Here is a 26,968-nt window from a genome sequence, read left to right as displayed (position 1 = left end):
ACTCGCGAACGGCCCCTCTTCGAGGCCGTTCAGGGAAACCTATGGGACACGCCGCTGGTTGAGGGCTTTCCTCATGGAATCGACACTGGGATGTACATACTCCATCGTGGTGCGCATGCTTGAATGGTCCAGTATCATTTGGGTAATTCTAATATTTCTATCAGGATCTTCCATAAGCTCTGTACCCAGAGTATGCCTGAACCTGTGCGGTGTGACCCTTGCTCCACAGAAACTAGACAGCTTCTTGAAAAAATGCTCTATCTGGTTGATATCCATTTCTGTCCGACGATGCCGACGAGAGAAGCGATTGACGTTGAAAAGCTGGTCCTCTCGTTTGAAACCTTCTCGATGCGCTGCCAGCAGTAGCTTCGCGATATAAGGGTATAGACCATCGGCTATTGGTACAACAGATTCAGAATAGGTTTTGGATCCTTCAAAAGAAGTCACTATAATCATCCTTTTAAGATCGACATCGCGTGGTTTTATGTGAAGCAACTGGTTCAGCCGAATTCCGGTAAAATAAAAAGTTTCAATAACGACTTCCCAAAACCAGGCCGGATGCAACTTCGAGGGATCGTCCTGCGCCACTTCGAATCGCCGACAGACATCCATCACTTCTCGGACATATCTCAGCGTCAGTGGCTTGAGAGTCTTCTTAGGTTTGCGTGGCTCACGCACCCGGAGTTTATTAAAGGGGTTCTCATCGACAGCAATGAGCTGATGCTTAATGCCAAAATTGTATAAGGCCGCGAGATGCCGGACATAATTATTCCAGCTTACCTCGACAATGCCTTTCGGGTTTTCTTTTGAGCGAAGGACCCTCTTTCGCCACGCGCACACGCTCTCACGGGATATCATGCTAGGAAACGTATCTTTGCCGAAATATCTACGCCCTGCTCTGACCGCAGCAGCGTAGCTATCAACCAATTTAGGCTGCAGATGTGTATCGGCGCAATACCTACTGAGCAAGTCCATAAATGATACATCATTCATCAGAATGATCCTTCTCACTTTGGGTTTTTAGAAGAGTCAACACCCAATTGTCAGGAGGTATTTCTTGACTCACTTCGTACGGGTCTTTGACCAAATAGCCCTTCAACAGCCCAGTCTTGCTTGGCCCTTCGACGGAAACGCTATGGATATTTTGTCCCTGCGTTCTGATGTGCATATCCAGTTTCTGAAAGCGCTTTTGAACCACTTTCCATTGGTCTTCATTACTCAGCACTTCCGTGCTGAAACGTTTGAAGATGCCAGGGCTGACAAGGAAATAAGTGCCACCCACGACATGAACGGGCGCTTTGGTGTCATTGATTACGATGGAATGATCAGCGAGACCCAACTTCAACCAATGCCAGAACCGTTTCCCGAGATCCGAATTATTATTTATTTCATGCGTGCCCGACTTTTGCCGCGCGCCTTCCTTTTATCAGATACAACTAAAGTAGGTGTATGTGTATTTTGCAACCCAGGCGTAACAAAACGTTTAAATTGAGATTCAGACGGCTGTTTGGCCTCTACTTCAGGAAATAAAGCAATGATATCTTCGTCGATAGTCTCACCGCGCGTAGGGCCTGCTGCCTTCGTCTGCGGCTGTGCGGGCTTTTCACTAGAAAGATTTGCGTTGCGCTGGCCCGCCTGACCGTCAGATTGAAGAGCCTCCTTCTCAAGTGCCAACATGTCGGCTACCGATTCATCTTTATCCGGCGCCCGTTCTTCCTGAATGACAAGCTTGCCGCTGAATGAGGCTGGTCTATCCTCCATCCCCCATACCAGCGTCGGTAGCACTTTGATCATATTGAAGCTCTGCTTCCAATCACCCTCCGATATCTCACATTTCCAGACAGACTTGCCCTCGCTAATTTCCTCGATCAACCCGTGTGCCATTAGCTCGCCGTAGAGTCGATTGAGATCAGCGGGAATGCTCTTGATACCTTGAGCGTACAGATGGGTCTTTAGCTCATTGACCGCTCTTGGTGACACAAGCCAGAGAGATTCGTCTGTTAGCCACGCGACGCCGCCCTTCTGATTGAGTTTGAAGTGCTCCTTGACCATGTACCTCAGCCCCTCGGACAGCTTGCGCTGTATTGATTCCACAGGAGCCGATAGTGCTCGCACTGGATCTCCGCCCAGCGCCTTCGCGACGCTAGCGCGGTCCGCCTGATGGACAAGTTCAGCAATAATCCCGCCACGCTCGCTGTGTCCAGAGATGGTGTACATGAACAGTGAGAAGAGCTTGGGTTGGGTCATCATCCAGTCGAGAACACTGACCCCAAGGACGCGCTCGCACAGTAATGGGTTGATCACAGAGTGGAGGTGATACTCCCGACCCGATCGGTACCGAACACGATAGGGAGCTGGGATAGGACCGTGCCACAGCCTCCACTCACGCCCACCCTCGAGATGAATCTCAACGTCGACCAGCATTTTGGCGGCGTCGTGCATAAGTGCTCCATAAATAACTGCAGCACTCCAAAGCTCACCTGCTGAACTTTGGTCTTCGGGCTTTGCATTGGGAGGCAGGAGATGCTGTTGACGCAGGCGCAATCCGTAGCAGGCTGTCTCGAGCGCATGATCCAGCATGCCACCCAAATAGGCGTGGTGATGTGATTCCGATGCCGGGAGCAGCTGAACTAGCTCTGCATAACGTCTGATAGGGCCCAATAAGAACTCATCGAAAACGCTGTGGGTCAGCGACGTCGTGTCCCACAGCATCTTGACCATCTGCTGGCGGCGCGGAGTATCGAGCAGTTCTTTACTAGGAATAGGGTGCGTAAAGAATTCCGATTGCCTGATTTTCTGGCTCGATCGCGTAAAGAAGCGTCGTAGCATTCGGGGTTCCTGTCGCGTTGTCCAGATATCAGGTTTGACAGGAGACCCCAAAAAGAGGAAGCCGAAACGTTAAGGCCAACCACGTAGGTTTTTACAGTTGAGCATTGATCACGATTAACCTTCCCTCTCAAGCACGACAGACTCCGCTCCACGGGGCGTGATTTTGTACCAGATCGCGTACATAGCCGGCAAAAACAGCAGCGTCAGCAACGTCCCAGCGATGGTTCCGCCAATCAACGTGTAAGCGAGGGTGCCCCAGAACACCGAGAACGTGAGCGGGATGAACGCCAGCACCGCCGCCAGCGCCGTCAGCAGCACGGGACGGGAGCGCTGAACCGTCGCCTCGATCACGGCATCGAATGGCGCCAGTCCCTCCTTGCGGTTCTGACTGATCTGCCCGATGAGAATCAGCGTATTGCGCATCAGGATGCCGGAAAGCGCGATCAGCCCGACCAGCGCATTGATGCCGAACGGCTGATTGAACAGCAGCAGCGTCGGCACGACGCCGATCAGCCCCAGCGGGCTGGTCAGAAAGACCATGATCATCGCCGAGATCGAACGCACCTGCAGGATGATGACCAGCAGGGTCAGTGCGATCATTATGGGGAACAGCGGCAGCATCGCCTGCAGGGCCTTGCCCGACTCTTCGATCGAGCCGCCCTCGTCGACTTGGTAACCGGGCGGGAGCGAGTCGATGAGCGGCTGGAGCTCGGCGGTGATGGCCGTCGAGACATCCGGCGGCTGCAGCCCAGGAGCGACGTCGCTCCCTACTGTAATGGTCGGCGTACGATCGCGGCGACGCAGTATCGGATCCTCCATGCGCACGTCTATCTCGCCGATCTGAGACAGCGGTATCCGCTGACCCTGCTCGCCGATGAGAGTGAGATCGGCCACTTTCGCGGGGTCGAGCCGCACATCGCCCGCAGCGCGGCCAATGACTTGCACGGTGCGAATGTCTTCGCGCACTTCGGTCATCGAGACGCCGCTGAGCAGAAACTGCAGCTGCTGGGATGCCGAGCGCGACGAGAGCCCCATAGCACGCAGCCGGTCCTGATTCAGTTCGAGATGCAGCGTCGGTACGCGCTCGCCCCAGTCGGTATTCACCGTACGCGTCAGTGGGCTTGCGACCATGATGTCTTCCACCTGGCGGGCGAGATCGCGAAGCGTGTCGGGGTCGGGGCCGGAAACGCGATAGGCCACGGGGAATGGGGAATAGGGTCCGAAGACTAGGTGCGTCGCTCGAACTCTCGCCTCGGGCGCGAGACCGTCGGCGATCGCCTGTCTCAGCCGCTGCTGCAGCGCATCGCGGGCCTGCTGGTCATCGGTGAGCACGACCATCTTGGCAAAGGAGGGATCAGGTAGCTCCTGCCCCATCGCGAAGTAAAAGCGCGGCGCTCCCTGGCCGATATAGGTGGTGACACTATCGGCTTCGGGCTGCTCGGCCAGCCAGCGCTCCACCTTCGCCGTGGCGTCGCTGGTTCGCTCGATCGAGGTGCCATAGGGCATTTGGACCTCGACCAGGACTTCGGGACGATCGGATATCGGGAAGAACTGCTTCTTGACCAGCCCCATGCCCATGACGGCGACGACGAATGACGCCACGACGCCCCCGCCGACCCACCACTTGCGCGCGATGACCCAGGCCAGCGCACGCCGCAGGCGATGATAGCGCGGCGTGTCGTAGATCGAGGCCTGGCCACCCTCGAGCGTCTCCATCTCAGGCAAGAGCTTGACGCCGAGATAGGGTGTGAACACCACCGCCACGATCCAGGAGGCGATCAGCGCGATGCCGACGATCCAGAACATGTTGCTGGTGTACTCGCCCGCGGCAGATTGGGCGAAACCGTTGGGCATGAAGCCAATCGCGGTGACCAGCGTTCCCGACAGCATCGGTGCCGCGGTATGGCTCCAGGCGTAGGCCGCGGCGGCGGCACGCTTGTAGCCCTCTTCCATCTTCACCACCATCATCTCGATGGCGATGATGGCGTCATCGACCAGAAGCCCCAGCGCCAGAATCAACGAGCCCAGCGTGATGCGATCGAAGTTTTTGCCGGTGGCCTGCATGACGATGAACACCAGCGCCAGTGTCAGCGGTACGGCGGCCGCGACGACGATACCGGCGCGCCAGCCCATGCTGACGAAGCTCACCAGCATCACCACCAGCAGCGCCGCGAAGAATTTCATCATGAACTCGCCGACGGCGGCATCGATAATCACGGCCTGGTCCGATACCTTGCTCAGACTGATGCCCAGCGGCAGCGCGTCATTAATCGCACCGACCTCCTGCTCGAGCGCCTCGCCGAGGTCGAGACCGTTCCACCCTTCGCGCATGATCACGCCCAGCAGCAGCGCGGGCTCGCCATCGTGGCGAACCAGAAAGGTTGCCGGGTCTTCGTAGCCGCGCCTGACGGTCGCGATATCCGAAAGCTTCAGCGCATTCCCCTGCGCGGTGATCGGCGTGTCGCGAATCGCCGCCAGTGAATCGAACCCGCCGTCGAGGCGAATCACGATCTGCGGCCCGTCGGTTTCGACCGACCCCGCCGGCGTCAAGGCGTTCTGGCCATCGAGCGCTTCAAAAATCTGCGCCGTGCCGATACCGAGCGTTGCCAGGCGCTCGTGGGAGAACTCGACGAAGATGCGCTCGGGCTGTTCGCCGATGATGTTGATCTTCTTGACGCCCGGCACCTGAAGCATTCGTTGACGCAGCTTCTCAGCATCTCGGACCAGAACCCGCTGCGCTTCATCGCGGGACTTGAGCGCATAGAGCGCGAAGGTCACATCCGAATATTCATCGTTGACCATGGGGCCGATGACGCCGCTGGGTAGATTGGGCGTTTCATCATCAATCTTTTTGCGTGCTTGATAGAACTGCTCCTGGACCTGGGAGGGAGGGGTGCTGTCCATCAGCGTCACTTTGGTGAAGGCCAACCCAGGTCGCGTGTAGGTCTCGGTGTTGTCGTACCAGCGCAGCTCCTGCATGCGCTTCTCGATTTTATCGGCGACCTGATCCTGCATCTCCTGGGCCGTCGCCCCGGGCCAGGCGGTGATGACCGTCATGACCTTGACCGTGAAGGCGGGATCTTCCTCGCGCCCGAGATCAACAAACGCCAGTGCGCCGCCCAGCGAGATCAGCACGATGAGGAATAGGGTGACGGATTTCTCGCGCACCGCGAGCGCCGAGAGATTGAAGCGGGATCGGCTCATGGCAGCGACTCCTGCCCTGCCGCAGAGCCCGTTGCAGCGGGACGCACCGTCTCTCCTTCGCGCAGCAGGTGTGCTCCCATCGCCACGACACGCGCGCCGGGCTCGAGCGCACCCTGCACGCGGGCCTGCTCGTCACTGACGCTGAGAAGGTCGACGGGCTGCCAGCGCACCGTGGCAGGCTCGCCATCGACGACCCAGACGCCGGCGCCGGCACCGGCGTCATGAATGGCGCCGAGGGGAACCTTCAGCCCCCCCTCCTTGGCCTGGTTCGTCGTCAACCGAACGCTGACCGTCGCGCCCAGCGGCGCGCTGGCAAATTCATCGCCCAGCACGTAGCGGGCATCGAACGTGCGCGTGAGCGTATTCGAGGAGGCCGATAGTTCGCGCAGCGTGGCGGGCCCGCTGGCCGTCTCGCCGTAGAGGGTGGCCTGCGCCATCGACCCGAGCGGCGGGCGTCGTGTTTCGGGCAGCGCGATGAGCGCTTCACGAGGGCCTGCGTGGGCGAGTCGGATCACGGTCTGCCCGGCGGCGACGACCTGGCCGGGCTCGGCGAGCGTCTCCGTGATCACGCCGTCGGCGTCGGCTAAGAGGGTCGAATACAGAGTCGCGTTGCGGGCGACCTCAGCTTGCGCGATGGCCGCCTCGAGATCGGCCTGCGCCGCGTCGGCCGCCGCCTTGGCTTCATCGTAGCGTGATACCGCAATGACACCACGATCGCGCAGCGTGCGATAACGACGCTCGTCATCCTCGGTCTGCTTGGCACGCGCCCGAGCGGCGGACACCGCCTGAGCCGCCGATTCCGCGCTCAGGGTCAAATCCACGGGATCGAGCCGCGCCAACGGTTCGCCCTGCTTGACCTGCTCGCCCACGTCCACCAGTCGTGACAGGACCTTGCCATCGACCCGAAAGCCGATGTCGCTCTCGACCCTCGCCGCGATGATGCCAGTGAAGACTCGCACGCCCGGCTCGGCCGGCGTGACCGTCGCCACGCGCACCAGCGGCGGCTCGGTTCGCGGGTCCGCGAGCTCGTCCCGTTGACAGCCGGTGGTCGTCAGCAGCAGAAACGCGGCCGCCGTCGTCAAAACCCTGGAGCGCCTGGTCATTCGTCGCAGACCCGTCATGGTGATCGCTACATCCAAATTATGTTGGCGTGACTATATTGCAAAATAGTCACAGCCACAATCGATATGATCACAGCCACAATCGAGAGAGTCAGACCTGCAAGCGAGAGGGCCACACCCGCAAGCAATCAGGGGGCGAGACTGCGTAGGATGAAACTGGAGAGCAGGCCGGGAGCCGAGCCGACGTGTTCGAGGCTTTGCTTCAGGATGACGGGATGCATGTAGGGGCGGATGACCAGACAAACCGACGCCGTGACTTCGTCGAGCGGCGTCTTGCGCTCGAAGTCGCCGCTTCGTCGCCCGGCGACGAGAATCGCTTCGACCAGCGTCCTGACGCGAGCCTCGTAGCGTTCGACCGGCAGCCACTGCTCGGATGCCGCAGCGGCGGCGATCTCGTAGAGGTTTCGGTCTTCGGAGAAGAGCCGCAGACTCGAGTGCACCAACGTCTGGAACAGGCGCCGGAGCTGTTCCGGCGGGTGATCGGTGGAAGTCACCGCGGCGCTGATATCCCGATCGATCTGCTGCAGACACTCGCTGCAGATCACCTCGCCAATGGCACGCTTGGAAGCAAAGAACTTGTAGATGTACGCCTTGGATATGCCGATCACCTTGGCCAGCTCCGAGACGGTCGTCCGGTCATAGCCATGCCGGCTGAAGTGAGCCTGCGCTGCTGCTACGATCTGATCGCGGACGTCGTGTTCCGCCGGGCCACGCGCCGCGTCGGGAGAAATTGGCTGAGACATGGGCAAAGCGCCTTCCGAGTGCGGGTTCTGAAAACCAGTCAGCTTAGCATAGCCCGAATGGTGACTATAACCATAGGTCGTCACCTGATTGCCGTGTACTGCTAACCGGCGCGGCATGCTGCCGGTAAGAGAGTCACCTCGTCGAGCATCGGCAGTGCCCGCAGTGCTTGGACAGGCGCTCTGGCCCATCAGTAGCGGTGCCCTTTCCCTCCCTGTATCGATTGCCTCATCTCTCTGCGGTCGCGACTCGGCGGCACACCAAAGAGCCGGCTGTACTCCCGGCTGAACTGCGAGGCACTTTCGTACCCGACACGTAACGCGGCGCTGCCAGCATCCAGATCGTCGTGGAGCATCAATTGGCGAGCATCCTGCAATCGCAGATTCTTTACGTACTGCAGGGGACTCATGCCGGCGACTGTCCGGAAATGGCGGCGAAAGGTCGATGGGCTCATATGGGCCTTGGCCGCGAGCTCGCTCATGGAGAGGTCCTGCGCGTAGTGGCGCTTCAGCCAGGCGACGACCTTGGCGATATGCTGGTTCGGGGAGCCGGTCGCCACGAGCCGGCGCAAGTAGGGGCCATGATCGCCATTCAGCAAGCGGATAACGATTTCTTTGTGAATCAAGGGGGCGAGCTGGGGCATCAGCTGTGGTTCGAACGACAGCCGAAGCAGTCGAGTGAGTGCCAGTATCGTACCTTCGTCCAGGGTCTCGACTGACATCGCTCTCAACGCTGCCGTCGGAGGTAAAGCCGCGGGCGCGGGCTCGACAGCCAACTGGGCAATATCATGTGCATCCAGTGCCAGCCATACGCCAAGATATGGCACCTCATGGCTGGCATGCGTGATATAGGAGACAACGGGTAAATCCAGGGTCGTTATCAACGAGTGTCCGGCGCCGTAGTCGTGGATCTCGTCGCCCAATGAGACCTGCTTGCCTCCCTGAACGATCAGCCCAAGGCCCATGTCATAGATACAAGGCACGGGATCCGTCGTCGTGCTGCAACGGCTCAGCTTCAACGCCGGAATCGGAGTGCTGCAATCGCCATCGTTTTGGGCAATTTCCGCGACCAGCGTCGCGAGCTCATCAAGCATGGAATGTCGTCGAGCCATTGCCGCACACCCTCCAGAAGACTGCGTAAAATTCGCCTCAAGGCCCTGATTGACGAGATTTCAGCCTATCATGGCCGACGAATGATCGGATCTAATACCGATCGCAGCCGATCGAATCAGGCAATCATTGAAGCGCTTTTAGCAAGCGTGCGCCAGGCATTGGGTCTCATACTGGGGTTCAGAACTCGCATCTGGGTTTGAGCACATCGGCCTGGTTGACGAAGCGCCACGATGTCACTTTCAGTCACTCAGCAGGAATCAGATATGGCTAACGTCTTTTTGATCAACGGTCATCAACCGCACCCCGTTTCCCCCGGCACGCTCAACGCGACTTTCGTGGAGCGCGCAGAGGCTTTCTTCCAGCGCCGCGGTGATGACGTCCGCAAGACGGCAACCGCCGACGATTACAATATCGACGCTGAGATCGAAAAGCTGAAGTGGGCGGATGTCGTGCTCTTGCAGTCGCCGATCAACTGGATGGGCGTGAGCTGGGGAATGAAGAAGTATATCGATGACGTATGGACCGCTGGCATGAGGGGCGATCTGTCAGACGGCGATGGCCGGTCATCCAGGAATCCCAAGTCCAACTACGGACTGGGGCCGAAGCTCAGCGGCAAATACATGATGTCCCTGACAGCCAATGCCCCACGCGAGGCGTTCAGCAATCCGCAAGAAACGTTCTTCGATGGATTGAGCGAAGACGAGCTCATGCGTCCGATGCATCTCAACTTCAAATGGATCGGCCTTGAGCCGCTGCCGACCTACGTGATCTACGACGTGCTGAAGAATCCCGACATCGAAGCGGATCTTGAGCGCTTCGAGCGTCATTTGGAAAAAAACTTTTAGAGAAACATGTGCGGTCGAGACCATGAGTCTGGACCGCACGAATGAAGTGGATGCCCGGCTACGGTTTACTGGCGGCAGACTCGGCCGGCAGATACACGAAGCCTGTTCCCTTCGACTGAATGTGGCCAGTCGCTGGGAAGGGCAGATGCGCGCCTGCTACCCAAAAATGCTGCTCGGCGGCATCATCTAGCAGAGTCTTACGCGTAACTTCACCTTGGTCCTCATTAAGGTCGAACTCCATCGAGTACTCCGGGTGCGCGAACTGCATTTGAGGAACGTGCACCAGATCGCCCATCAGCAATAGTTTCTGGCCTTCGCTTTCGACCATGAATACGGTATGCCCCGGTGAGTGGCCGGGTGCCGGAATCGCACGGATCCCAGGCATGATTTGAGCTGGCGCCTCGAACGATTCGATTCGATCCTCGTAAATCGAAAATGTCTTCTTCGCGGCCGAAAAATTCACGGCCTCGAGCCCTTCGCTCTCCGCGCCATTGTCGGGATCCAGGAAGTAATCAAAATCCGCCTGGCTTGCGTAAACTTCGGCGTTCGGGAACACTTTCTTGTCATCGACGATCAAGCCACCGGAATGGTCGCCATGCAGATGGGTGAGTAGAACGAGATCGACCTGCTCGGGCCGGTAACCAGCGGCGGCCAAATTCTCCTGCAGATGTCCCAGCGTTGGCCCGTATAGATTTCCGCCGCCGGCGTCGACGAGGATCACCTTTTCACCCGTATCGATCAGAAACGCGTTGTCGGACATTTCCATCGGCAGCTCGGACGATGCTGCCTTGAAAGCAGCCTCAACTTCACCCGGTTTGGGTCCATCCAGATACTGCTCAACGGGAACCTCGAGTGAACCATCGTTGAGCGTCGTGACCTTGAAGTCACCCAGCAACCAGGTCCAATGACCCGTTTGGTCATGTTCGTGCGGGGCTGTTTCAACGGCACTGTCTTCACTCAATGCCGACATACTGGCTCCGCTCATTATTAATGCCATACCAGCAGTAATTAACAATCTATTCATAAGATTACCTGATTGACTAACCAAAGTTTTTATCGTGTGATCGAGAAAAACGGGATCCAGGAACGAATCCCGACGGATTACATAACCGTATCGATCACACCACCATCGACCCGCAAAGCGGCCCCTGTTGTGGCGGAAGCCTGCTCGGAAGCGAGGTACACGACCATATTCGCGACTTCTCCCACGCTGGCAGCACGGCCGATAATCGACGTGGGCCTATGCTGTTTGACATAGTCGATGGCAAGTTCCTCAATCGACCGGTCGCTATCACCTCTTTGTTGTTCGAGCATCGTCGTCACGCTAGCCGACAGCGTGGGACCGGCGAGAACGGAATTCACAGTGACTCCAGTTCCGGCCATACGCTTGGCCAAACCACGCGCCAAGGCGGCATCAGCGATCTTGCTGACGCCGTAATGAATCATTTCCACGGGTATGTTGAAGCCCGATTCCGAGCTAAGAAAAAGAAATCGCCCCCATCCCTTTTCTTGCATGCCAGGGAGATAGGATCGCGCGAGTCTCACGCCGGCCATGACATTGGTGTTCCAGTGCCTATCCCAAATGGCGTCGTCTGTCTCGAAGAAGTCGGCCATCTGAATAATGCCAAGGTTGCTAACAACGATATCGGCAGCCGGCAAGGCGGCGATCAGCGCCTGATGTCCTTCGGTCGTGCCCAACTCGGCGACGATGCCGCTGGCCGCGCCATCCACTTTGGCAACCGCCGCGTCAACCTCTTCCTGGGTACGGCCATTCAATACAACCGTGGCGCCGGCGGCGATCAACCCCTCGACGATACCGAATCCGATGCCTGCCGTTGAGCCTGTAACCAGAGCGGTTTTTCCGGACAAATCGATGACCATGAATGAATCTCCCAATTTTGTAGAGGGACCTGAAACCGTGAATCAGGTCCGGTGGCCGCTATTTTCCCGAGCGGATCAGGTCGGCGCCCTTCTCGGCGAGCATCAAGACCCCTGGGTTGATATTGCCCGAGGGAATGGCAGGCATTGCCGAGGCGTCGATCACGCGCAGATTCTCGATTCCGCGCACTCGCAGTGTCTCGTCCAGCACCGCCATCTCATCATCGTCGCTGCCCATCCTGGCCGTACAGGCATAGTGGAAACCGGTATTGGCGTTGCCGCGGATGAAATCGAGCAGGCCTTCTGCGCTCTCCCCTTTTGGCCCCGGCTCCAGCTCCTCGATAACCTGCTGACTGAGCGGCGCCGACTCACTGATCCGTTTCGCCAGGCGCATGCCGTAAATCAGCGCATCGACGTCTTCCTGCTCCAAGAGGTGATTGAACACGACCGTCGGCGGCACCTTCGGGTCCGGTGACGCCAGCCGAACCTGGCCTCGGCTGTGAGGTCTCGAGCGGAACATAGCGATACGAAATCCGGACTGCTTGTTGAGTCCCCAACCCGTCTCATCGGGCAGAAATGGCAAGAAATGAACGAGCAGATCCGGCTCTGCCAGCGTTTCATCAGACCGAACGTAAGCGATTGCTGCTGACGGTCCGTTGGTCAGTGCGCCGTTGCGAGGCCCTAAATAGTAGTTAATGCCCGATTTAACTTGAGACAGCGGATTGTCGACCGCTCGATTGAACGTATAGGGGCTACTGGTAGTGAAGGTTCGCCCGGTCTGGATGTGGTCCGTCAGGTTCTCGCCAACACCCTTAAGCTCTTTGACGACCGGGATTCCCTGCGCCTGCAGTACTTCTTTAGGGCCGATGCCCGACAGCTGCAGTAGATGGGGCGTGTGCAGGGCACCCGCGCTCAAGATAACTTCCCGCGTGGCCCGCACCTGATGGGTTTGCCCGTCGCGCTCATACTCCACGCCCGTGGCTTTCGTCCCCTCCAGAACGACCTTGGTAACCAGCGTTTCGGTCATCACCTTCAGGTTGGCGCGGCTACGGTTGGGCTTGAGATACGCCTCGGAGGTGGAAGATCGACGGCCACGGCGGGTATCCAACGGCGAGTAACCGACACCGCCTACCTGACCACCGTTGAAATCATCATTACGCGGGTAACCCATGTTCTCACAGGCGCTGATGAAAGCCTCGGCAAGCGGCGTCTTCCACCTTGCGTTCTCGACGCCGGTTGGACCATCGGTACCGTGATAGTCACTCGCCTCTCCGTCCCAGCTTTCCAATTTTCTGAAATAGGGTAGAACATCGTGATAACCCCACCCTTTGGCACCCATTTCGACCCAGTTGTCATAATCGAACGGCAGACCGCGCGTGAACACCAGACCATTGACGGCGCTGGACCCGCCGATGACTTTTCCGTGTGGCAACCCTAGACGGCGGTCGTTCAAACCGGACTCGGGTAATGTCTCAAAATTCCACATGAACCGATCATCGATCAAAATCTTGGCAAACCCGATCGGCACCTTGGACCAGAAGCTCGTATCCTCTGGACCCGCCTCGATCAGCAGAACCCGGGTGGCGGCATCCTCGGTCAGGCGAGTCGCAACGACCGCACCGGCAGAGCCTGCGCCGATGACGATGTAATCATAACTTTCAGTAGATTCACTCACGCCTATCTCCTGTCATTTCAATGGGTACAAAATCACCTTCGGTAATGTCACATTGGCACACCCTGGAGATTCTGAACTCGATTCCCATTTGAGCCCCGGTAGCTCAAGCTCTGGATGGGATTAGCATTCGTTATTCTCGAATGCTAGCCACAGAGTCGCCGCGCTCGGTAAGCGTGATGCTGAACGTCGTACTAAAGGGCGCTGATCGATAGTCGGAGTACTCACCCGAGGCTCGACCATCGCCATATCGATTTCACGGGAAACTAGTGTCGAAGCAACGCGAGTACCAGCGATATCCGATACTTCTCTAGACGCTCGACAATCGGTTTTCAGCGCTTAATTTGCTGAAGCTGGCGATCGAAATCGGCAGGATCGAAGTAGTCACGCCAGACGGTAATGATCCCGTCTTCTATGGTCAGCGTTCCCATGACGGGTAAAACGATGACACCGCCGCTGGTGTGAATGAATTTATCGACTCGCTCGCTGAGGACGACCTTTCCAGCCGCGGCGATATTGATGATTTCCCACTCTGCCCGAAAATCCTTGCCGAAACCGAAGTCGATATGAAACTGGCGAACGCCGTCACGGCCAACGATGTCAGGGAACGGAACGTTGTCGTAAAACACATCCTCTGCAAGCATGGATAACGCTTCTTCCATGTGATCCGCATTCCAGTGACCAATAAAAGTCTTTGCGATGTCAATCACGTTATCAGCCATCGTCTTGCCCTCGTGAGAATCTTTAATAACCAAAGATAGCGATATGTCTTTGCGGCTAATGAGGCGCAAAATCACTCGGTATCAAGAGGAAGTCTGCGCAAACCAGGGTGGATACATTTGCTCGATCGCTTCGAACAGCACCGACCGGCTACGTGGTGCGGGCAGCTGGAGCCACGCCTCTACCGCCCCCACGATGCCATGGGCAAGGAAGCTCGCGGACATTGCCGTGAAGGGAGAGCCCGTCGCCGGCAGTTCGATCGAACCCTCCGCAAAGGTCTCCAACACTGACTGCTCGACATGTTCGGCCAGGATGACGCGCATCGCGTAGCACGCCGATTGCTGGTGAGGCCCAGCGTAAATACCGATGTGTTGCTCGACGTGATCAGCGATCTGCTCGAGAGGCCGGCGCAAGATGTCTCTCGTCACCCTCTTCCCAGCCTTCATTTCGCAGCGATTCTTGCGCCGGTCGATATCGAGCTCGGCGTAAAGAACACTCGTTAGTAGCGCGACGGGGCTGGTGGCATAGGCATAGAAAGTGCTGCGGTTGATGCCTGCCTTTCTTGCGACTTCTGCAACAGACGTCTTGGTGATGTCCTGTTCGACAGCGATCGCCAGCACGGCCTGCGACAGTCGTCGCACCGTTCGCTCTTCGCGTGGATCTTTTGGATCGTGCAAGTGGACAGCAGCGACCATATTGAAACGAGCTCCTAAGCCAGATTGTGAAGTCTAGACAAACATCCGAAGATAAACAACACCTGTTGTTTATCTTGGCGGCGAAAATACCCCCTACTTTAGGCTAGGTAGTGCTGCGTATACCTTCACGCCGACTTCCTTGCCGCCCTAGGCGTTCTGCGTTCGGCACCGATTGAGAGGCTCGCCCTGGAGCATCGTCAATGATCAAACTTAGCGCCCCAGATCAATCCCCGTGAACGCGGATGCTTGACCGCTTAGGATTGAGAAAAAACAGTCCGGACACGCCGTCTAGTGGCCTGAAACGGTGCGCCTCGGGATGGCACCGGTACCCAGAGGAACCCCATTCGCATCCGCACGCGATCCAGCACAAAGAACTCCGGCCGGCCATCGTCTGGCTGCCCCAACTGCTTCCGCAGCTTGAGCAGCTTCGCCAGCTGAATCGCTGGGATAGGCGTCGTGACATCTGTGGTTTCTGTCGGGTTGCGCAGCAAAATAGGTGTGGCAGGAGCCACGAGGTAAATGAAGCGGAAACATTGAGTCGATTGGCTCGGGCTTCAGCCGACACCAACCCTTTTCGCCTAGCTTGATGGGTCGACGATAGAAACACTTTCCAAACCAGCCATCCATCGAGAACTGTGGACATATACAGCTTTCAAGAAAAGCCCACACTTCATGAACTACATCAGGTTTAGTCCCGTCGTCCGAACCGACACCACGGATTAAGATACTTTCTCCCGAAATGCTGGCTCGCTGCGATATCGCCAGGTTCGCTAGCACAGTCGAGGACTATACAGAGAGACCGATAGACTTGACCTAACGCTATATCAAGCATTAGGCAGCCTCTATTCCCCTTTTTATGCGGCCAGGAAAGCGCCGAGTTCATCGGGCGTACCGGTCGGAAATACATCCTTCAGAAAATCGCGAAAAGCCGAGACACGCGCGCTGAGAAGGCGCCGCGTCGGATAGAGCGCCCACAGCACAATGTCCGACCTCGGTACGTCGGCCCAGTGTGAAAGACGCCCCTGTGCGATGTCTTGGGCAACGAGAGAAATCGGCAGCTGCGCTGCACCGGCGCCCGCCCGGACTGCGTCGCGAATCATGATCATCGAGGACAAACAGAGCACCGGGGCAATGTCCATGCTCGCCTCACCTCGCACATCCGTAACCGACCAGCGTTCGTCCTTTGCGACGTGGCGGACCACGGCAGGCACTGGCGCGCCGTCTACACAAGGGAGGTCCGGGCTTGCCACGACGACGAGTCGATCGCGCAGGAAAGGCCGTCCGACCAACGTCTCGTTCGGGTCGGGATTCACACGGATTGCGAGGTCGAATTCCTCTTCGATCATGTCGACGGCACGATCTTCGGTAGTCACCTCCAGCCTGACGTCGGGATGACGCCGCGCAAACTCGGCCGCGAGCCGGCCCATGGCGATCTGGGAAAAGAGCAGCGGCACACTGATCCGCATCCGTCCGCGCACCTGTGTACCGCCTGAGGCGATCGCGGCCGCGGTTTCCTCGAGCTCGGTCAGCAGCTGGCCCGCCCGCTCGTAGAGCGCCCTGCCTTCCTCGGTCAGCTTGAGATCACGAGTGCCCCGTTCGAACAGCCGGAGGTTGAGCGACGCCTCCAGGCCGGCCACTCGCCGCGACAGCGTCGCCTTGGGTCTGTGGGCCGCTCGAGACGCGCGTCCAAAGCCCCCGTAACGCGCGACGAGCGTGAAATCGGCCAACGCAAGCAAGTCCATAGCCACTCCAGAGGTGTTCCGTCAATGGAACAGAGCGTCTAGATATAGCGTCTATTCGCCGCCATGTGAATCACTTAACTTGGACTCGTCGAAACACACGATCCAGGAGAGACTCAAATGACCATTCTCGTAACCGGCGCTACAGGCCGTGTCGGCCGCCATGTTGTCGAACAACTTATCAACCGCGACGCTGACGTGCGCGTTCTGACCCGCGATCCCACCAGGGCAAACTTTCCGGCCCGCGTCGACGTGGCCCTGGGCGACCTGCTCGATATCGATAGCGTCCGCTCAGCCTTCGACGGCGTCCGCACCCTGTTCCTGCTCAACGCCGTGAGCGGCGATGAGTTCACGCAATCGATCATCACTCTGAACCTCGCCCGCGAAGCCGGCATCGAACGGATCGTCTACCTGTCGGTATTCGGAGCCGACGCGGCGGTCAATGTGCCTCACTTTGCCGTCAAGTACGGCGCGGAGCGAATGCTGGAGACGTTTGGCTTCAGCGCGACGATTCTGCGCCCGACCTATTTCATCGACAACGAAGCGATGGTGAAAGACGTGATCGTGCAACACGGCGTGTATCCGATGCCGATCGGTAATAAGGGGGTCGCCATGGTTGATGCACGCGACATCGCTGAAGTCGCCGCCATCGAGCTGATCCGACGCGACGCGGGGCCGGACAAACTACCCATAGAGACGATCAACATCGTCGGCCCGGATACCCTGACCGGCGAGGTTATCGCGGCGATCTGGTCTGAGGTGCTGGGCCGTCCCATTGCCTATGGCGGTGATGATCCTGCCGGATTCGAACAGAACATGGGCGCCTTCATGCCGCGCTGGATGGCTTACGAGATGCGGCTGATGGCCGAGCGTTACGTCAGCCACGGCATGATTCCGGAGCCAGGCGATATCGACCGCCTCACCGCCCTGCTTGGCCGCCCGCTGCATAGCTATCGCGAAGCCGTAAACGCCCTCGCCACAGCCTGAATCTATCCAGCGTACATAAAGGGACAGACCATATTTACGCTTACACCCAGCTATTAAACGTGGTCTGTTTCCTATCCTAAACAAGGAGAAATCAATGCCAGCACATGCCAGTCCGATCATCCGTTCGAACGCCATGGACCTCGCGCCCGCGCTGTCCATTGGGCCTCTCTTGCTTCCCATCGAAGGGCGCGGCGAGGATCTGACTTACCGGGTCACCGCACCCGCAGAAGGCGACAACCTGCCGATCATTCTGTTCTCGCACGGGAACGGGCAGTCGCTCTACACTTACGGCCCGCTCGTCAATTACTGGGCGTCAAACGGCTTCGTGGTCATCAATCCGACCCATCTTGACTCCCGCATGATCGCGCTCACCACGGATGATCCGCGCCGCCTGCAGCTATGGAGGCACCGCGAGCAGGATATCCTCGCACTACTCGACAATCTCGATGCGATTGAAGCGGCCGCGCCCTTCATCAAGAGTCGGATCGACCGCAATCGCATCGCGGTCGCTGGTCATTCCTGGGGTGCGCAGACCGCGAGCATGTTCCTGGGCGCAACGCATCCCGATCCCGACAATGGTTCGACCGTTTCGCTGCGCGACGAACGGGTGAAGGCCGGCGCGTTGTTCGCGGTCCCCGGGACTGGCGGGGACAATCTGAGCGAGTTCGCCGCGCAGAATTTCCCGTTTATGCATCCGGACTTCTCGGAGCTGGAAATCTCGACGCTGGTAGTCGCGGGCGATAACGACAATGGCGCGATGACCGTGCGCGGCCCCGACTGGTGGCGAGAGGCGTATGATCTCAGCCCCGGTGCCAAGGCTCTGTTCGAGGTCCGTGGCGGCGAGCATTCGCTCGGCGGCATTCCCAATTATGAGGCCCGCGAGACCACCGACGAGGATCCGGCGCGTGTCGCCGCGGTGCAAAGCCTATCGACCGCCTTTCTGCTCAGCACTTTGTCGGGTTCGGACGCGGCATGGCGCTCGGCAGTGAGCGACGTTACCAGTGCGGCCGTTTCGCAAGGCACGATCGAAGAGAAGTAATTCTATTGGACCCAGCGTCGACGCCCGGTGGTGCTTGCGGACAACGATCCCTGGCATGAACGCCTCTTCGGGTAGGACAGGCAACAAATTATCGATCTGCTCTGATAGCACCGGAAATTAAATTTGCACACTGCGTCTTAACGTCAAAACAATCTTGAATTGCCGTTGTGGCAGCTCGGCGATCTCGATCCTTGATAGCCCGGTGGGACTTGCTTGTTCAGGATTCCGTTAAATGCTTACGGTCAAGCATTGGCACTGACAGCAGCGCTGCCCGATAGTCGGCAGCCGCCCGCGCGAGATCGGCATCGTCCAGATTGCGCACATCATGCACTGCAAACGGAGGCCGCCACTGCCATCCGCATCTGCGTGCGGTCGTTTCGAGCGGGGCGAGCAGCGCATCGATCGTCGCGGCGCTACCGCCCGGCCGATAGCTTGCGAACGGTCCGCCGGTGGTCGTCGCGACGATTACCGGCAGCCCGGCCATTAAAGCGGTGGCTGCAGGATCGCCGTAAACCAGCGGCGACAGGACAGCATCCTGCCATTCCTTCAGCAAGGCCGGTGTCGCGTACCACTGCAAAGGAAACTGAAACACCAGACGATCAGCGCGAAGCAGCCGGCTCCGCTCGGTCGCGGCATCGATGCGACCATCGGGATAGAGATCGTAGAGCCGTCTGACCTCCAGATCGGACACATCGGCAACAGCGTCGAGCATCGCGCGATTGGCACGTGAGGCCTGAAAATCGGGATGGGCAAACAGTAAAAGCGTCATCATGAGATTAGCTCCTTGAAACGACCTCGGTATCATAGTGACCCGAAAATCATTCGCCCAAATGATATTTATTATGTTTGGATATTCATGTGATGAATCTTCGCAGCATCGACCTCAACCTTCTAGTGATTCTCGATGCGCTTCTCGATGAAGCGCATGTGGGCCAGGCAGCGAGACGGCTCAGCCTTACCCAACCCGCGGCGTCGAATGCCCTGGCCCGCGCTCGTGCAATGTTCGACGACCCGCTGCTGGTGCGCGCTGCGGGCAGCGGTCTACGACGAACGCCGCTCGCGGAAGCCATGCGTGCGCCGTTGCGCGCCGCGCTGTCCGAGCTTTCCGTTATCGTCGACAGGGAGCGGCCGACAATGGCCGAATTGCGTGGGACGGTCCGCCTCCTCGCTCCCGACGTGCCGGCCATCGGACTGGGCGCGGCCTTGACGAACGAACTGGCGAAGTGCGCGCCCGGTATCGATCTTATCTTCCACCCCTGGCACGCGGGCGACGAAGTCGAACGGCTCGAACGCGGGGAGGTCGATCTGGTCATTGCGGTCGAAGCCTTCTTCGGCGCGTCGCTGCGTGCTAAGCCGCTTTACTCCTTTGCGTACGCCACATTCATGCGAACCGATCATCCGGCGGTGAACGACGAGCCACTGGATATCGATCGCTGGTTGGCTTTCCCGCACGTGATTGTATCGGGACGGGGGCAGGTGCAGGGAACCGTGGACACCGCCCTGGCCGTCATTGGCCGCAACCGACGGGTCACCGTGGCGACACCCACGTTCGGTCACGCCCTCGAAATGGTTGCCGCAACGGATCTGATCGGCACGTTTCCGGCAGGTGTCGAAAGCCTTGCCGTAACCCGTGGCCTCGTGAAACGACCGGTGCCGATCAAGATAACGCCTGCTGCTCTGTACCTCTTGCATCACCGCCGTACGGACAGTGAGCCCGCGGTGATGCTGGCCGTCGACCTCATCACCACGATTGCTTCGGCCGGGACGAGCGGGTACGACGCATGAGCTCAGCACGGCTACCAAAAGCTCTGGCGCCTCCTCGAGACGCCAGAGCAGGGTTGCAGGTGACATGCTGCCTCCATCGACAAGGATGGGGACGAGCTGCCCCCAGGGGCAGTCATCGCCCCCGGCGGGTTGAGTGTTGAATCAGCCCGCTTCCACAGCCGAATAGGTCCAGGTTTGTGACGTGGCATCGAATGCGTAGCCCATCTGCTTCAGGCGAGTGACCTGGGCACGGAAAGTACCCCGATCGACCGTGGGATCCAGCTTGACGCTATCGCCCAGCGGCCATTGGTGCCCGAACAGCGCGATGTCCTGATCGTCCGCCTGCGGTCGGCGCTTCGATGTGGCCTTGGCGCTCTCCTCTTGCGGTTGATCCGTCGATGCCGGCGTGCGGTTTTCCTCGTGCGTCTGCTTGAGAAATTCCGCTGCCAGACGTGCCGCGCCAGTGGCGCGAAAGATGGCTTTCTTGTCCGCCTGCAGCACGCTGATCCAGCTGGCGATGTAGGCGGCGTCGAAGGCCTCGTTGCGAATACCGAAGTGCCCGCACAGAAAGGCCGAGCCCAGCTGCGCGACCAGCTCCTCGAGCGCGTAGCGTTCGGAACCGAACGGCTCGGGGTCGGTGATCCCAATGCGTGCCAGGCGTGATTCGTGCCCGGTGGCATGGGTCAGTTCATGCAGTGCCACGCTGTAGTAGCTATCCCCGTCATGGAATCGCTCCTTCGCGGGCATCAACACCCTGTCCTGCCGGGGGTAATACCCTGCGATCTCGCGATCCAGCGAGTGCGTGACTTTGATGCCACAGCCGTCGATGAAGTCGTCCAGCGCATTCACGCTGTCGAATCCCTCGACCGACGTCGCCGGCGGATTCGTGACCTCATCGGGCAGACCGTCACACTGATCCACGTTGAACAGATTGAAGCCCCTCAAAATCGCGAAGTGCTTCTCCTTGGGGTTGCCCTCGTCGTCGAGCACCGGCTCGCCGGCCTCATCGACGATCTCGCGCCTTAAAGGCTTGTAGAAGCACGCGAGCGTACTCTTGGCACCCTTGCGTACCGTACCCCCGGCCTCTTTCGCCTGGCGAAAGGTGAGCCAGCGGTCCTGGGAAAACCCGCGACCCTCGGCCTCGCCCCAGAGCAGAGGCACGTTGATGCCGCTGTACTGGCGACCGGAGACGGCGTTACAGGGTATGAGTGGCGTTCGGCGGGACGGATCCCAGGGCTGCCCGATACCGGGCAAATGCCCCTGCTCAAGACTTTCCAGAATCCGATCAGTGATTGCCTGGTAGATGTCGGCCATCGTCGAAACCTCATGATGACGACCGAGATGCCCCACCGGGAGCGAATCCCGGTCGGGGTGGAAGAGACAAGCCCGTCGAAACGGGCTTATGGAGGTGGAACAGCGTGTGTTCAGGCAGCCAGACGATCACGTCCGGGCAGTGAGAACACCAGCGCCTGCTTGCCAAGCTGGTGCTCCAGCTCGACATGGACACCGACGAACAGCGGAAGCAGTAACGCTCCGGTGCGATGTGGTGCCGCTATGTCGAAATCGAGCGATCGACTGCCTGCAGGCGCTTTTATCAGCTCGTCACGAGCCTGCTCCAGAAACGCATCGAGGCGTTCGACCCAGTGCAGGCCCTCAAGTGCCGAGTGCGATGTGCCAGCCGTCTCGAAGGCAACCACCTCGTTGATGAGGGGCTGCTCCATCTGCACCATCACGTCGCGACGATCGGGGCAGAGCCCGAGACGTTCCGCCTTGAGGGTGAGATCGATACGGACGTTGGCGTTGTGGGTGTTGCGATTCATGGGTGCTTCTCCTCGGGAACAAAAAAGGGGAAGCACCTCGCCCCATGGGGAAGGAAACTTCCCCATGGGGTGGATACCGCTTGGTTTATGCTGGCAGAACGTGTGCCTTCCAGGTATGGCGGTGCGTGTTCACCTGACGGTGATCCACGACCTTGCCCTGGTCATTGCGAACCGGCTCCTTGACGACGACCGCTTCACGCCCGAGAAACTCGAGCGCCACGGCATCGCCAACAGCCAGCGGGATCTCTCGCGCCACGCGCTTGAGATCGATCCCCCACACGGTCTTGTCGTCACCACGCTCGGGCCGCAGCGTGATGTAGTAGCTGAGGCGGTTGGCCTCGTCGAACTGATAGGGCGCGCTGCCATGGGCAACGATCTCTCCCTGGTGTGTCGCGCCACGGCGATGAGAGGTCGATCCCGTCTTGACGGAACCTGACGCTTCATTCTCATTGCCGGCCGCACCGCTGCCGAAACCAAAGCTGATGAGGCCAAGGCGCTTTAGCACTCCCAAGGCGACCAGCGTCAGCCAGATCCACCGGAGTGGGTCAGGAATGACCTGTGGCAGCATGAGCGGAATCAGAACGGAGAACAGCAGGGCTCGAGAGCCTTGGAAAGGATTCATGGTGCAGCTCCAGTGGATACGAGAGATACACCATTCCCATCGGGGAAGAGTGTTCCCCCGGATGGGTGGTTCGGCGCGAGGCCGAATATTCGGAAGTGGCATCCAGCTCAGGTGAGCGCCGTCTCTCGGGATGCGTTAACGGCTTCGGGAATTGCCCGAAGGCAAAAGGCGCTGCTATTGCCGTTAGCAGCAAACGTGATGCAGATTAAGTATGAAAGGGTCGTGAGAGCTGTGCAAGTGGCTCTGATACGCCGTATCCGGCCACTCAACAAATGAATCGATAAAGGTGGAAGATGAAGCAAGCTCGATACGGTAGTCCCGCCGGCCCGGCGGTTGACCCAACCGAGTTTCTGGCACGGGCTGGCGTGCATTACAAGCGCAGAGGCATTTATCCTTACTGCGCGGCTTGTGGCGAGGTTGTCGACTTGTATGGGGTGTTCAACGCCAACCCTGGCACTACCGCTCGCTTCGACCACAAGGATCGTCCAGATAATGCCAATCCGCTTGACGAATGCGTTCTCTCCAAGCGGAATTCCCGACTCGACTTCCTGATACCTTCCGGATTCGATGACGACAGGGGCGAGCGAATCAGGCAGCAATTCAGAGATCCTGAATTTCTCGCCCTCGCATACAATTTCTGTTTAAGCCTGTGTCGTAAAGGAAACTTGTCTGCCGCCCAGTTTCGTGACCTGTGTAAGCGCGCGGATAAAAAACGCATTTGGGCCTATGCCGACATTCGGGTGTGGTCAATTCCCTACATACTGCTAGTCCTTGGAGACTTCACGGCAACTAACTCAAATGGCCGTCAATATGACTTCAGGTTCGTATTCCGAAAACCCAGGGGAAGCGATCTCTCAGCGCTGTGGCTTCGGCCATCCAGTTGCCATATCGAAAAAGTATTCGATGGCGGAAAACCGCTCAAAACGGATGACAATCCTTACCCCGTGAGCGAGACCGACTTCCAGATGAAAGCTGGCGACGCGTCATGGATCAACGTTCACCTGTTACGGCAGTTAGATTGGGCGGCATAGGCAAAGGTGGCGAGATACCATTTCTATCCACGCTTTCGCTCAATCCATAGACCTGAAATATCCGGTTCTCAATGGGATCAGCCTCAAACGGTGATCCCTCCAGCCCCATTCTTTTCTCAAGATCAAAGCGATACAGCATTGTCTTGAGGGAGCCCACTGCCTGCACGAGACTACCTGCCTCTGCATAAGCATCATCGGGATGCTGAATAGTGACAACCTACTGATCCTGAGTATACGAAAAATACTTATCTTCAGGCTGAACGCGTAAGGAGTCAATTAAATAATAGACTGACCGATCGCTGTGAATATAAATACCAGGGATCTGTTACAAACGATACGCATATAAAAGCCAAAAGCGACATTGATTTATTGGTAATAATTAATAAGTTTTTTACGCTTGAAAACCCACAAGTTCCAAGTTCGCCATATGAAGGCAATCCTATTAAGGATCTGTTAAATCTTAGAAGAGAGGCAGAGGAAATCTTGGAAAATGCTTTTCCACAGGCAGATGTTGACAAAGGTGGCAGTAAGTCAATATCAATTGAAGGAGGATCCTTAACAAGGAAGGTCGATGTCGTGCCTTCTAACTGGTACAACACAAATAGATATGCGGAAACAAATAATGAAGTTTTTCGTGGCGTTCAAATTCTAGATAATAGCGTCCCTGAAAGATTGACAAATACTCCATTTCTGCATAACGCCTGGATTGATCATAAAGATGAAAATACATATGGTGGCATGAGGAAGGGTTGTCGCCTTATGAAATCACTGAAATATGATTCGGAAAGTGTTGATCTATCCAGCTATGATATAGTTTCAATCGCTTTTAACATGTCTGATGCGAGCCTTTCTCATCCGAAAGGTAGCGAACTGCTAATTCTAGGCTCATGTTTAGATTACTGCAGGCAACTACAAGCCAGCTCTTTTTTGCGTGAATCAATCGAGGTGCCAGATGGTCATAGAAAAATATTTTGCGATGGGCACGCAACATTGGCGGGCCTAAATCAATTAACAGATGAATTAGAGAAATTAACGGATGACGTATTGCGTGAAAACCAACGCTCTTTTCGTAAACTTGCTGAAGCTAGGGTCGAATATTGATTGTCTGGCTTAATGGCTAACAAAGCGCTGCTGTCGGGCAAACTTTCCGCTGCGCTAAAAATGGCCGCAAATCGCGGCGTTAACTTCTGGGAGTTCATGACGAGATGGATGTTGGCAACTGGATTTCGCTCTTTATGGCATTGATTGCGACAGGGTCGGTGGTGGTTACATATTCTGTCTTTCGCTCATCCACCGATCCAGTTATTATCGTATATGCGGACCCCGATCTTAAGCGACCGTCCGTTTTGAACCTTATCATCAAGAACATCGGTAACGGTGCAGCGCACAGCGTAAAATTTAAGACGACTAAGCCACTGCCATACGAAGCGTTCAGCATAGATGTGCCAAAGGAAATGCCAGCAACGATGGAGGTCGGCCCCATCGTTACAGGCATTCCTTTTTTAGCGCCAGGACAACAGATTACGCTAACTTGGGGGCAATATGGCGGCCTTTATAAATATATCGGTGATGAGCCAATACAGGTTGAAACTCAGTACTATGCGGCAGGGAAACCGAGATTTCACTCTAGACGGTTGAGCGCAAAGTCTTCTCTTGATGTTCGGACGTTTGAGCGTAGTGAATCGTCAGAGCATGGGTACGGACCAAACTTGGTAAAGGAGTTTAAGGTCCTCAATAAATCATTCGTCTCAGTCAGCAAAGCTGTTCAAGAGATTGCAGACCGAGAAAAATGTTAACAATCGCAGGCACACCGACGGCTTTTCCATTGCGGCTGCTCCTCCACTACCAAGTCGAGCGTGTAGGCGGCGTTATATCTACTCTGGCTTAACGTTTGCTTCTGGCCGAATGCGCCTCTTTACCGTCATTCCGTAACAGCCTATTGTGGACGGATGAGCTTGAACCGATCCATTTTTACCCATCGTACCCCCGCATCTGTCTCTGACACCCGTCAGGTAGAGGGAGCAGAAATATTTCCCTATTGGAGCTTCACCAAAACGGTCATTGCCATCTGTGCATTGCGGATGGCGCAAGAAGGCAGGATCGATCTGGACAGACATCTTACGGGTTATGACTTCTCGCTACGCCAAGTGCTAAATCACACGTCAGGCCTTCCTGACTACTTCTCTCTTTCCGAGTATAGGAGGGCAGTTGCAGAAGATGAGGAGCCTTGGCCTGTCGAGTATTTGCGTGAGCTCACAATGGAGCGAGGCAGGCTTTTTAGACCGGGGAAAGGTTGGTCCTATTCCAATGTTGGTTACTTGCTGGCGCGGGATTTGATAGAAGATGTGGCACAGCAGTCATTTGCCAGTCTGGTCAAGCAGATGATTTGCGACCCGCTCGACCTTGACAGTGTCGAACTTGCTGTTGCACGGCGCGATTTCGAGCGAGTCCACTGGACGAGTGCTGCGAGTTACCATCCGGGGTGGGTTTATCACGGCTGTCTTATCGGCACTGCTGCCGATGCGGCGAAGCTTTTGCATGCCCTTTTCATGGGGAAATTGCTCAATGCACCGATGCTTGCTGAGATGCTGATCCGCCATCCACTCGGCGGGGCCATCGAGGGACGGCCATGGACAGAGTGCGGGTATGCACTCGGTCTCATGAGTGGCCGGTGTGGGGATGTCGGTCGGGTCATCGGCCATTCCGGTGGTGGGCCTTTCAGCGTCAACGCGGTCTACCATTTCCCTGACTTGCTGAGTCCAATTACTGTCTCGAGTTTTACGGATGGACAAAATGAGGGCGTTGTAGAATTTGCGACAATCAACGCGGCTCTGCGCGTATGACTTCTATTGGCCGAAAGCAGACTGTCCTAAAGCGAGGGAGTCCAAAAGCCCGTTGACCAACTTGGCGTAGATTTCTGCATTTCATTAGCCCGAAGGCTAGCTAGCAATTCTTTAGGAAAGCTTGCGCCCAATTCGGAACAAAGCGTCTTCCAGCCACTGGTTGAAAACGCCCCGTGATGCCGGAATTAGCAGTTTTCTTTCCTCAATATTTGAATCGCCCCTAGTTTCGTAGACACCTCCAGGCCTTATACTGAAGGCAGCAGGAGGTTCCATGAGCCGTCAACGATACACCGAAGAATTCAAGAT

General features: G+C 57.3%; 25 protein-coding genes. 8 read left to right on the top strand and 17 right to left on the bottom strand.

Features of this window, described 5'->3' with window-relative positions:
* Positions 1-39: 39 nt before the first annotated feature.
* From DOM36_RS02530 to DOM36_RS02500, 7 genes are all read right to left on the bottom strand, one after another.
* Positions 40-993 (bottom strand): site-specific integrase, encoded by a 954-nt coding sequence (locus DOM36_RS02530; RefSeq protein WP_110641161.1) that lies wholly within the window; start codon positions 991-993, stop codon positions 40-42.
* Complete coding sequence (locus DOM36_RS02525) at positions 986-1,387, bottom strand: DNA-binding domain-containing protein (RefSeq protein WP_110641160.1); 402 nt, start codon at positions 1,385-1,387, stop codon at positions 986-988. The genes DOM36_RS02530 and DOM36_RS02525 overlap by 8 nt, the downstream gene beginning before the upstream one ends.
* Positions 1,384-2,829, bottom strand: a complete 1,446-nt coding sequence (gene mobH / locus DOM36_RS02520) for a MobH family relaxase (RefSeq protein WP_110641159.1) — start codon at positions 2,827-2,829, stop codon at positions 1,384-1,386. Before mobH ends, DOM36_RS02525 begins: the two co-directional genes overlap by 4 nt.
* 114 nt (positions 2,830-2,943) lie before the next feature.
* Positions 2,944-6,033, bottom strand: coding sequence for an efflux RND transporter permease subunit (locus DOM36_RS02515; RefSeq protein WP_110641157.1), 3,090 nt, complete (start codon positions 6,031-6,033; stop codon positions 2,944-2,946).
* Positions 6,030-7,136: an efflux RND transporter periplasmic adaptor subunit gene (locus DOM36_RS02510; RefSeq protein WP_110641858.1), complete on the bottom strand. Its 1,107-nt coding sequence runs from the start codon at positions 7,134-7,136 to the stop codon at positions 6,030-6,032. Before DOM36_RS02510 ends, DOM36_RS02515 begins: the two co-directional genes overlap by 4 nt.
* Before the next feature lie 146 nt (positions 7,137-7,282).
* A complete protein-coding gene (locus DOM36_RS02505; protein ID WP_110641155.1) occupies positions 7,283-7,897 on the bottom strand; it encodes a TetR/AcrR family transcriptional regulator in 615 nt (204 codons plus the stop codon).
* Positions 7,898-8,085: 188 nt separating this feature from the next.
* A complete protein-coding gene (locus DOM36_RS02500) occupies positions 8,086-8,988 on the bottom strand; it encodes an AraC family transcriptional regulator (RefSeq protein ID WP_198651180.1) in 903 nt (300 codons plus the stop codon).
* Positions 8,989-9,237: 249 nt separating this feature from the next.
* On the opposite strand from DOM36_RS02500, the gene DOM36_RS02495 reads away from it, so the two are divergent.
* Positions 9,238-9,852, top strand: a complete 615-nt coding sequence (locus DOM36_RS02495) for an NAD(P)H-dependent oxidoreductase (protein WP_232823707.1) — start codon at positions 9,238-9,240, stop codon at positions 9,850-9,852.
* Positions 9,853-9,910: 58 nt separating this feature from the next.
* Here the strand turns inward: DOM36_RS02495 and DOM36_RS02490 are convergent, their stop codons facing one another.
* From DOM36_RS02490 to DOM36_RS02460, 6 genes are all read right to left on the bottom strand, one after another.
* Positions 9,911-10,822, bottom strand: a complete 912-nt coding sequence (locus DOM36_RS02490; protein WP_157958543.1) for an MBL fold metallo-hydrolase — start codon at positions 10,820-10,822, stop codon at positions 9,911-9,913.
* A gap of 131 nt (positions 10,823-10,953) precedes the next feature.
* The gene (locus tag DOM36_RS02485; protein WP_110641146.1) at positions 10,954-11,733 is read right to left on the bottom strand and encodes an SDR family oxidoreductase; all 780 of its coding nucleotides are present in this window, start codon (positions 11,731-11,733) and stop codon (positions 10,954-10,956) included.
* A 58-nt stretch (positions 11,734-11,791) separates the two neighbouring features.
* Positions 11,792-13,405: a GMC family oxidoreductase N-terminal domain-containing protein gene (locus tag DOM36_RS02480; RefSeq protein WP_110641144.1), complete on the bottom strand. Its 1,614-nt coding sequence runs from the start codon at positions 13,403-13,405 to the stop codon at positions 11,792-11,794.
* 329 nt (positions 13,406-13,734) lie between these two features.
* Entirely contained in the window at positions 13,735-14,124 is a 390-nt protein-coding gene (locus tag DOM36_RS02475) for a limonene-1,2-epoxide hydrolase family protein (RefSeq protein ID WP_110641142.1), read from the bottom strand.
* Positions 14,125-14,205: 81 nt separating this feature from the next.
* Positions 14,206-14,817, bottom strand: a complete 612-nt coding sequence (locus DOM36_RS02470; protein ID WP_110641140.1) for a TetR/AcrR family transcriptional regulator — start codon at positions 14,815-14,817, stop codon at positions 14,206-14,208.
* An 854-nt stretch (positions 14,818-15,671) separates the two neighbouring features.
* On the bottom strand, positions 15,672-16,559 hold the full coding sequence (locus DOM36_RS02460) for a LysR family transcriptional regulator (RefSeq protein WP_110641136.1): 888 nt from the start codon (positions 16,557-16,559) through the stop codon (positions 15,672-15,674).
* Positions 16,560-16,676: 117 nt separating this feature from the next.
* On the opposite strand from DOM36_RS02460, the gene DOM36_RS02455 reads away from it, so the two are divergent.
* Together DOM36_RS02455 and DOM36_RS02450 are read left to right on the top strand one after the other, a co-directional pair.
* Positions 16,677-17,543 carry an NmrA family NAD(P)-binding protein gene (locus DOM36_RS02455; protein WP_110641134.1) on the top strand — a complete coding sequence of 289 codons (867 nt, stop codon included), beginning with the start codon at positions 16,677-16,679 and terminating at the stop codon, positions 17,541-17,543.
* Between the two features lie 94 nt (positions 17,544-17,637).
* Entirely contained in the window at positions 17,638-18,582 is a 945-nt protein-coding gene (locus DOM36_RS02450; protein ID WP_198651179.1) for an alpha/beta fold hydrolase, read from the top strand.
* Between the two features lie 217 nt (positions 18,583-18,799).
* On the opposite strand, the gene DOM36_RS02445 is transcribed toward DOM36_RS02450, so the two are convergent.
* On the bottom strand, positions 18,800-19,354 hold the full coding sequence (locus DOM36_RS02445) for an NAD(P)H-dependent oxidoreductase (protein ID WP_157958542.1): 555 nt from the start codon (positions 19,352-19,354) through the stop codon (positions 18,800-18,802).
* An 89-nt stretch (positions 19,355-19,443) separates the two neighbouring features.
* Between DOM36_RS02445 and DOM36_RS02440 the strand changes: the two genes are divergently transcribed.
* Positions 19,444-20,367 carry a LysR family transcriptional regulator gene (locus DOM36_RS02440; protein WP_110641130.1) on the top strand — a complete coding sequence of 308 codons (924 nt, stop codon included), beginning with the start codon at positions 19,444-19,446 and terminating at the stop codon, positions 20,365-20,367.
* A 141-nt stretch (positions 20,368-20,508) separates the two neighbouring features.
* On the opposite strand, the gene DOM36_RS02435 is transcribed toward DOM36_RS02440, so the two are convergent.
* From DOM36_RS02435 to DOM36_RS02425, 3 genes are all read right to left on the bottom strand, one after another.
* Positions 20,509-21,660: a DUF3275 family protein gene (locus tag DOM36_RS02435; protein WP_157958541.1), complete on the bottom strand. Its 1,152-nt coding sequence runs from the start codon at positions 21,658-21,660 to the stop codon at positions 20,509-20,511.
* 110 nt (positions 21,661-21,770) lie between these two features.
* Entirely contained in the window at positions 21,771-22,166 is a 396-nt protein-coding gene (locus DOM36_RS02430; RefSeq protein ID WP_110641128.1) for a hypothetical protein, read from the bottom strand.
* 85 nt (positions 22,167-22,251) lie between these two features.
* Complete coding sequence (locus DOM36_RS02425) at positions 22,252-22,788, bottom strand: hypothetical protein (protein WP_110641126.1); 537 nt, start codon at positions 22,786-22,788, stop codon at positions 22,252-22,254.
* A gap of 293 nt (positions 22,789-23,081) precedes the next feature.
* Between DOM36_RS02425 and DOM36_RS02420 the strand changes: the two genes are divergently transcribed.
* The 4 genes from DOM36_RS02420 (at position 23,082) to DOM36_RS02415 (ending at position 26,662) form a co-directional block, all read left to right on the top strand.
* Complete coding sequence (locus DOM36_RS02420; protein ID WP_110641124.1) at positions 23,082-23,819, top strand: hypothetical protein; 738 nt, start codon at positions 23,082-23,084, stop codon at positions 23,817-23,819.
* 369 nt (positions 23,820-24,188) lie between these two features.
* Positions 24,189-24,920 (top strand): hypothetical protein, encoded by a 732-nt coding sequence (locus DOM36_RS19950; RefSeq protein WP_157958540.1) that lies wholly within the window; start codon positions 24,189-24,191, stop codon positions 24,918-24,920.
* Between the two features lie 104 nt (positions 24,921-25,024).
* Complete coding sequence (locus DOM36_RS19945; protein ID WP_157958539.1) at positions 25,025-25,615, top strand: hypothetical protein; 591 nt, start codon at positions 25,025-25,027, stop codon at positions 25,613-25,615.
* Positions 25,616-25,774: 159 nt separating this feature from the next.
* Positions 25,775-26,662 (top strand): serine hydrolase domain-containing protein, encoded by an 888-nt coding sequence (locus DOM36_RS02415; RefSeq protein WP_198651178.1) that lies wholly within the window; start codon positions 25,775-25,777, stop codon positions 26,660-26,662.
* Positions 26,663-26,968: the final 306 nt, after the last annotated feature.

The sequence above is a fragment of the Salinicola sp. CPA57 genome (assembly GCF_003206035.1).
Lineage (GTDB): Bacteria > Pseudomonadota > Gammaproteobacteria > Pseudomonadales > Halomonadaceae > Salinicola > Salinicola socius.
This window is presented reverse-complemented; position numbering and strand designations above follow the sequence as displayed.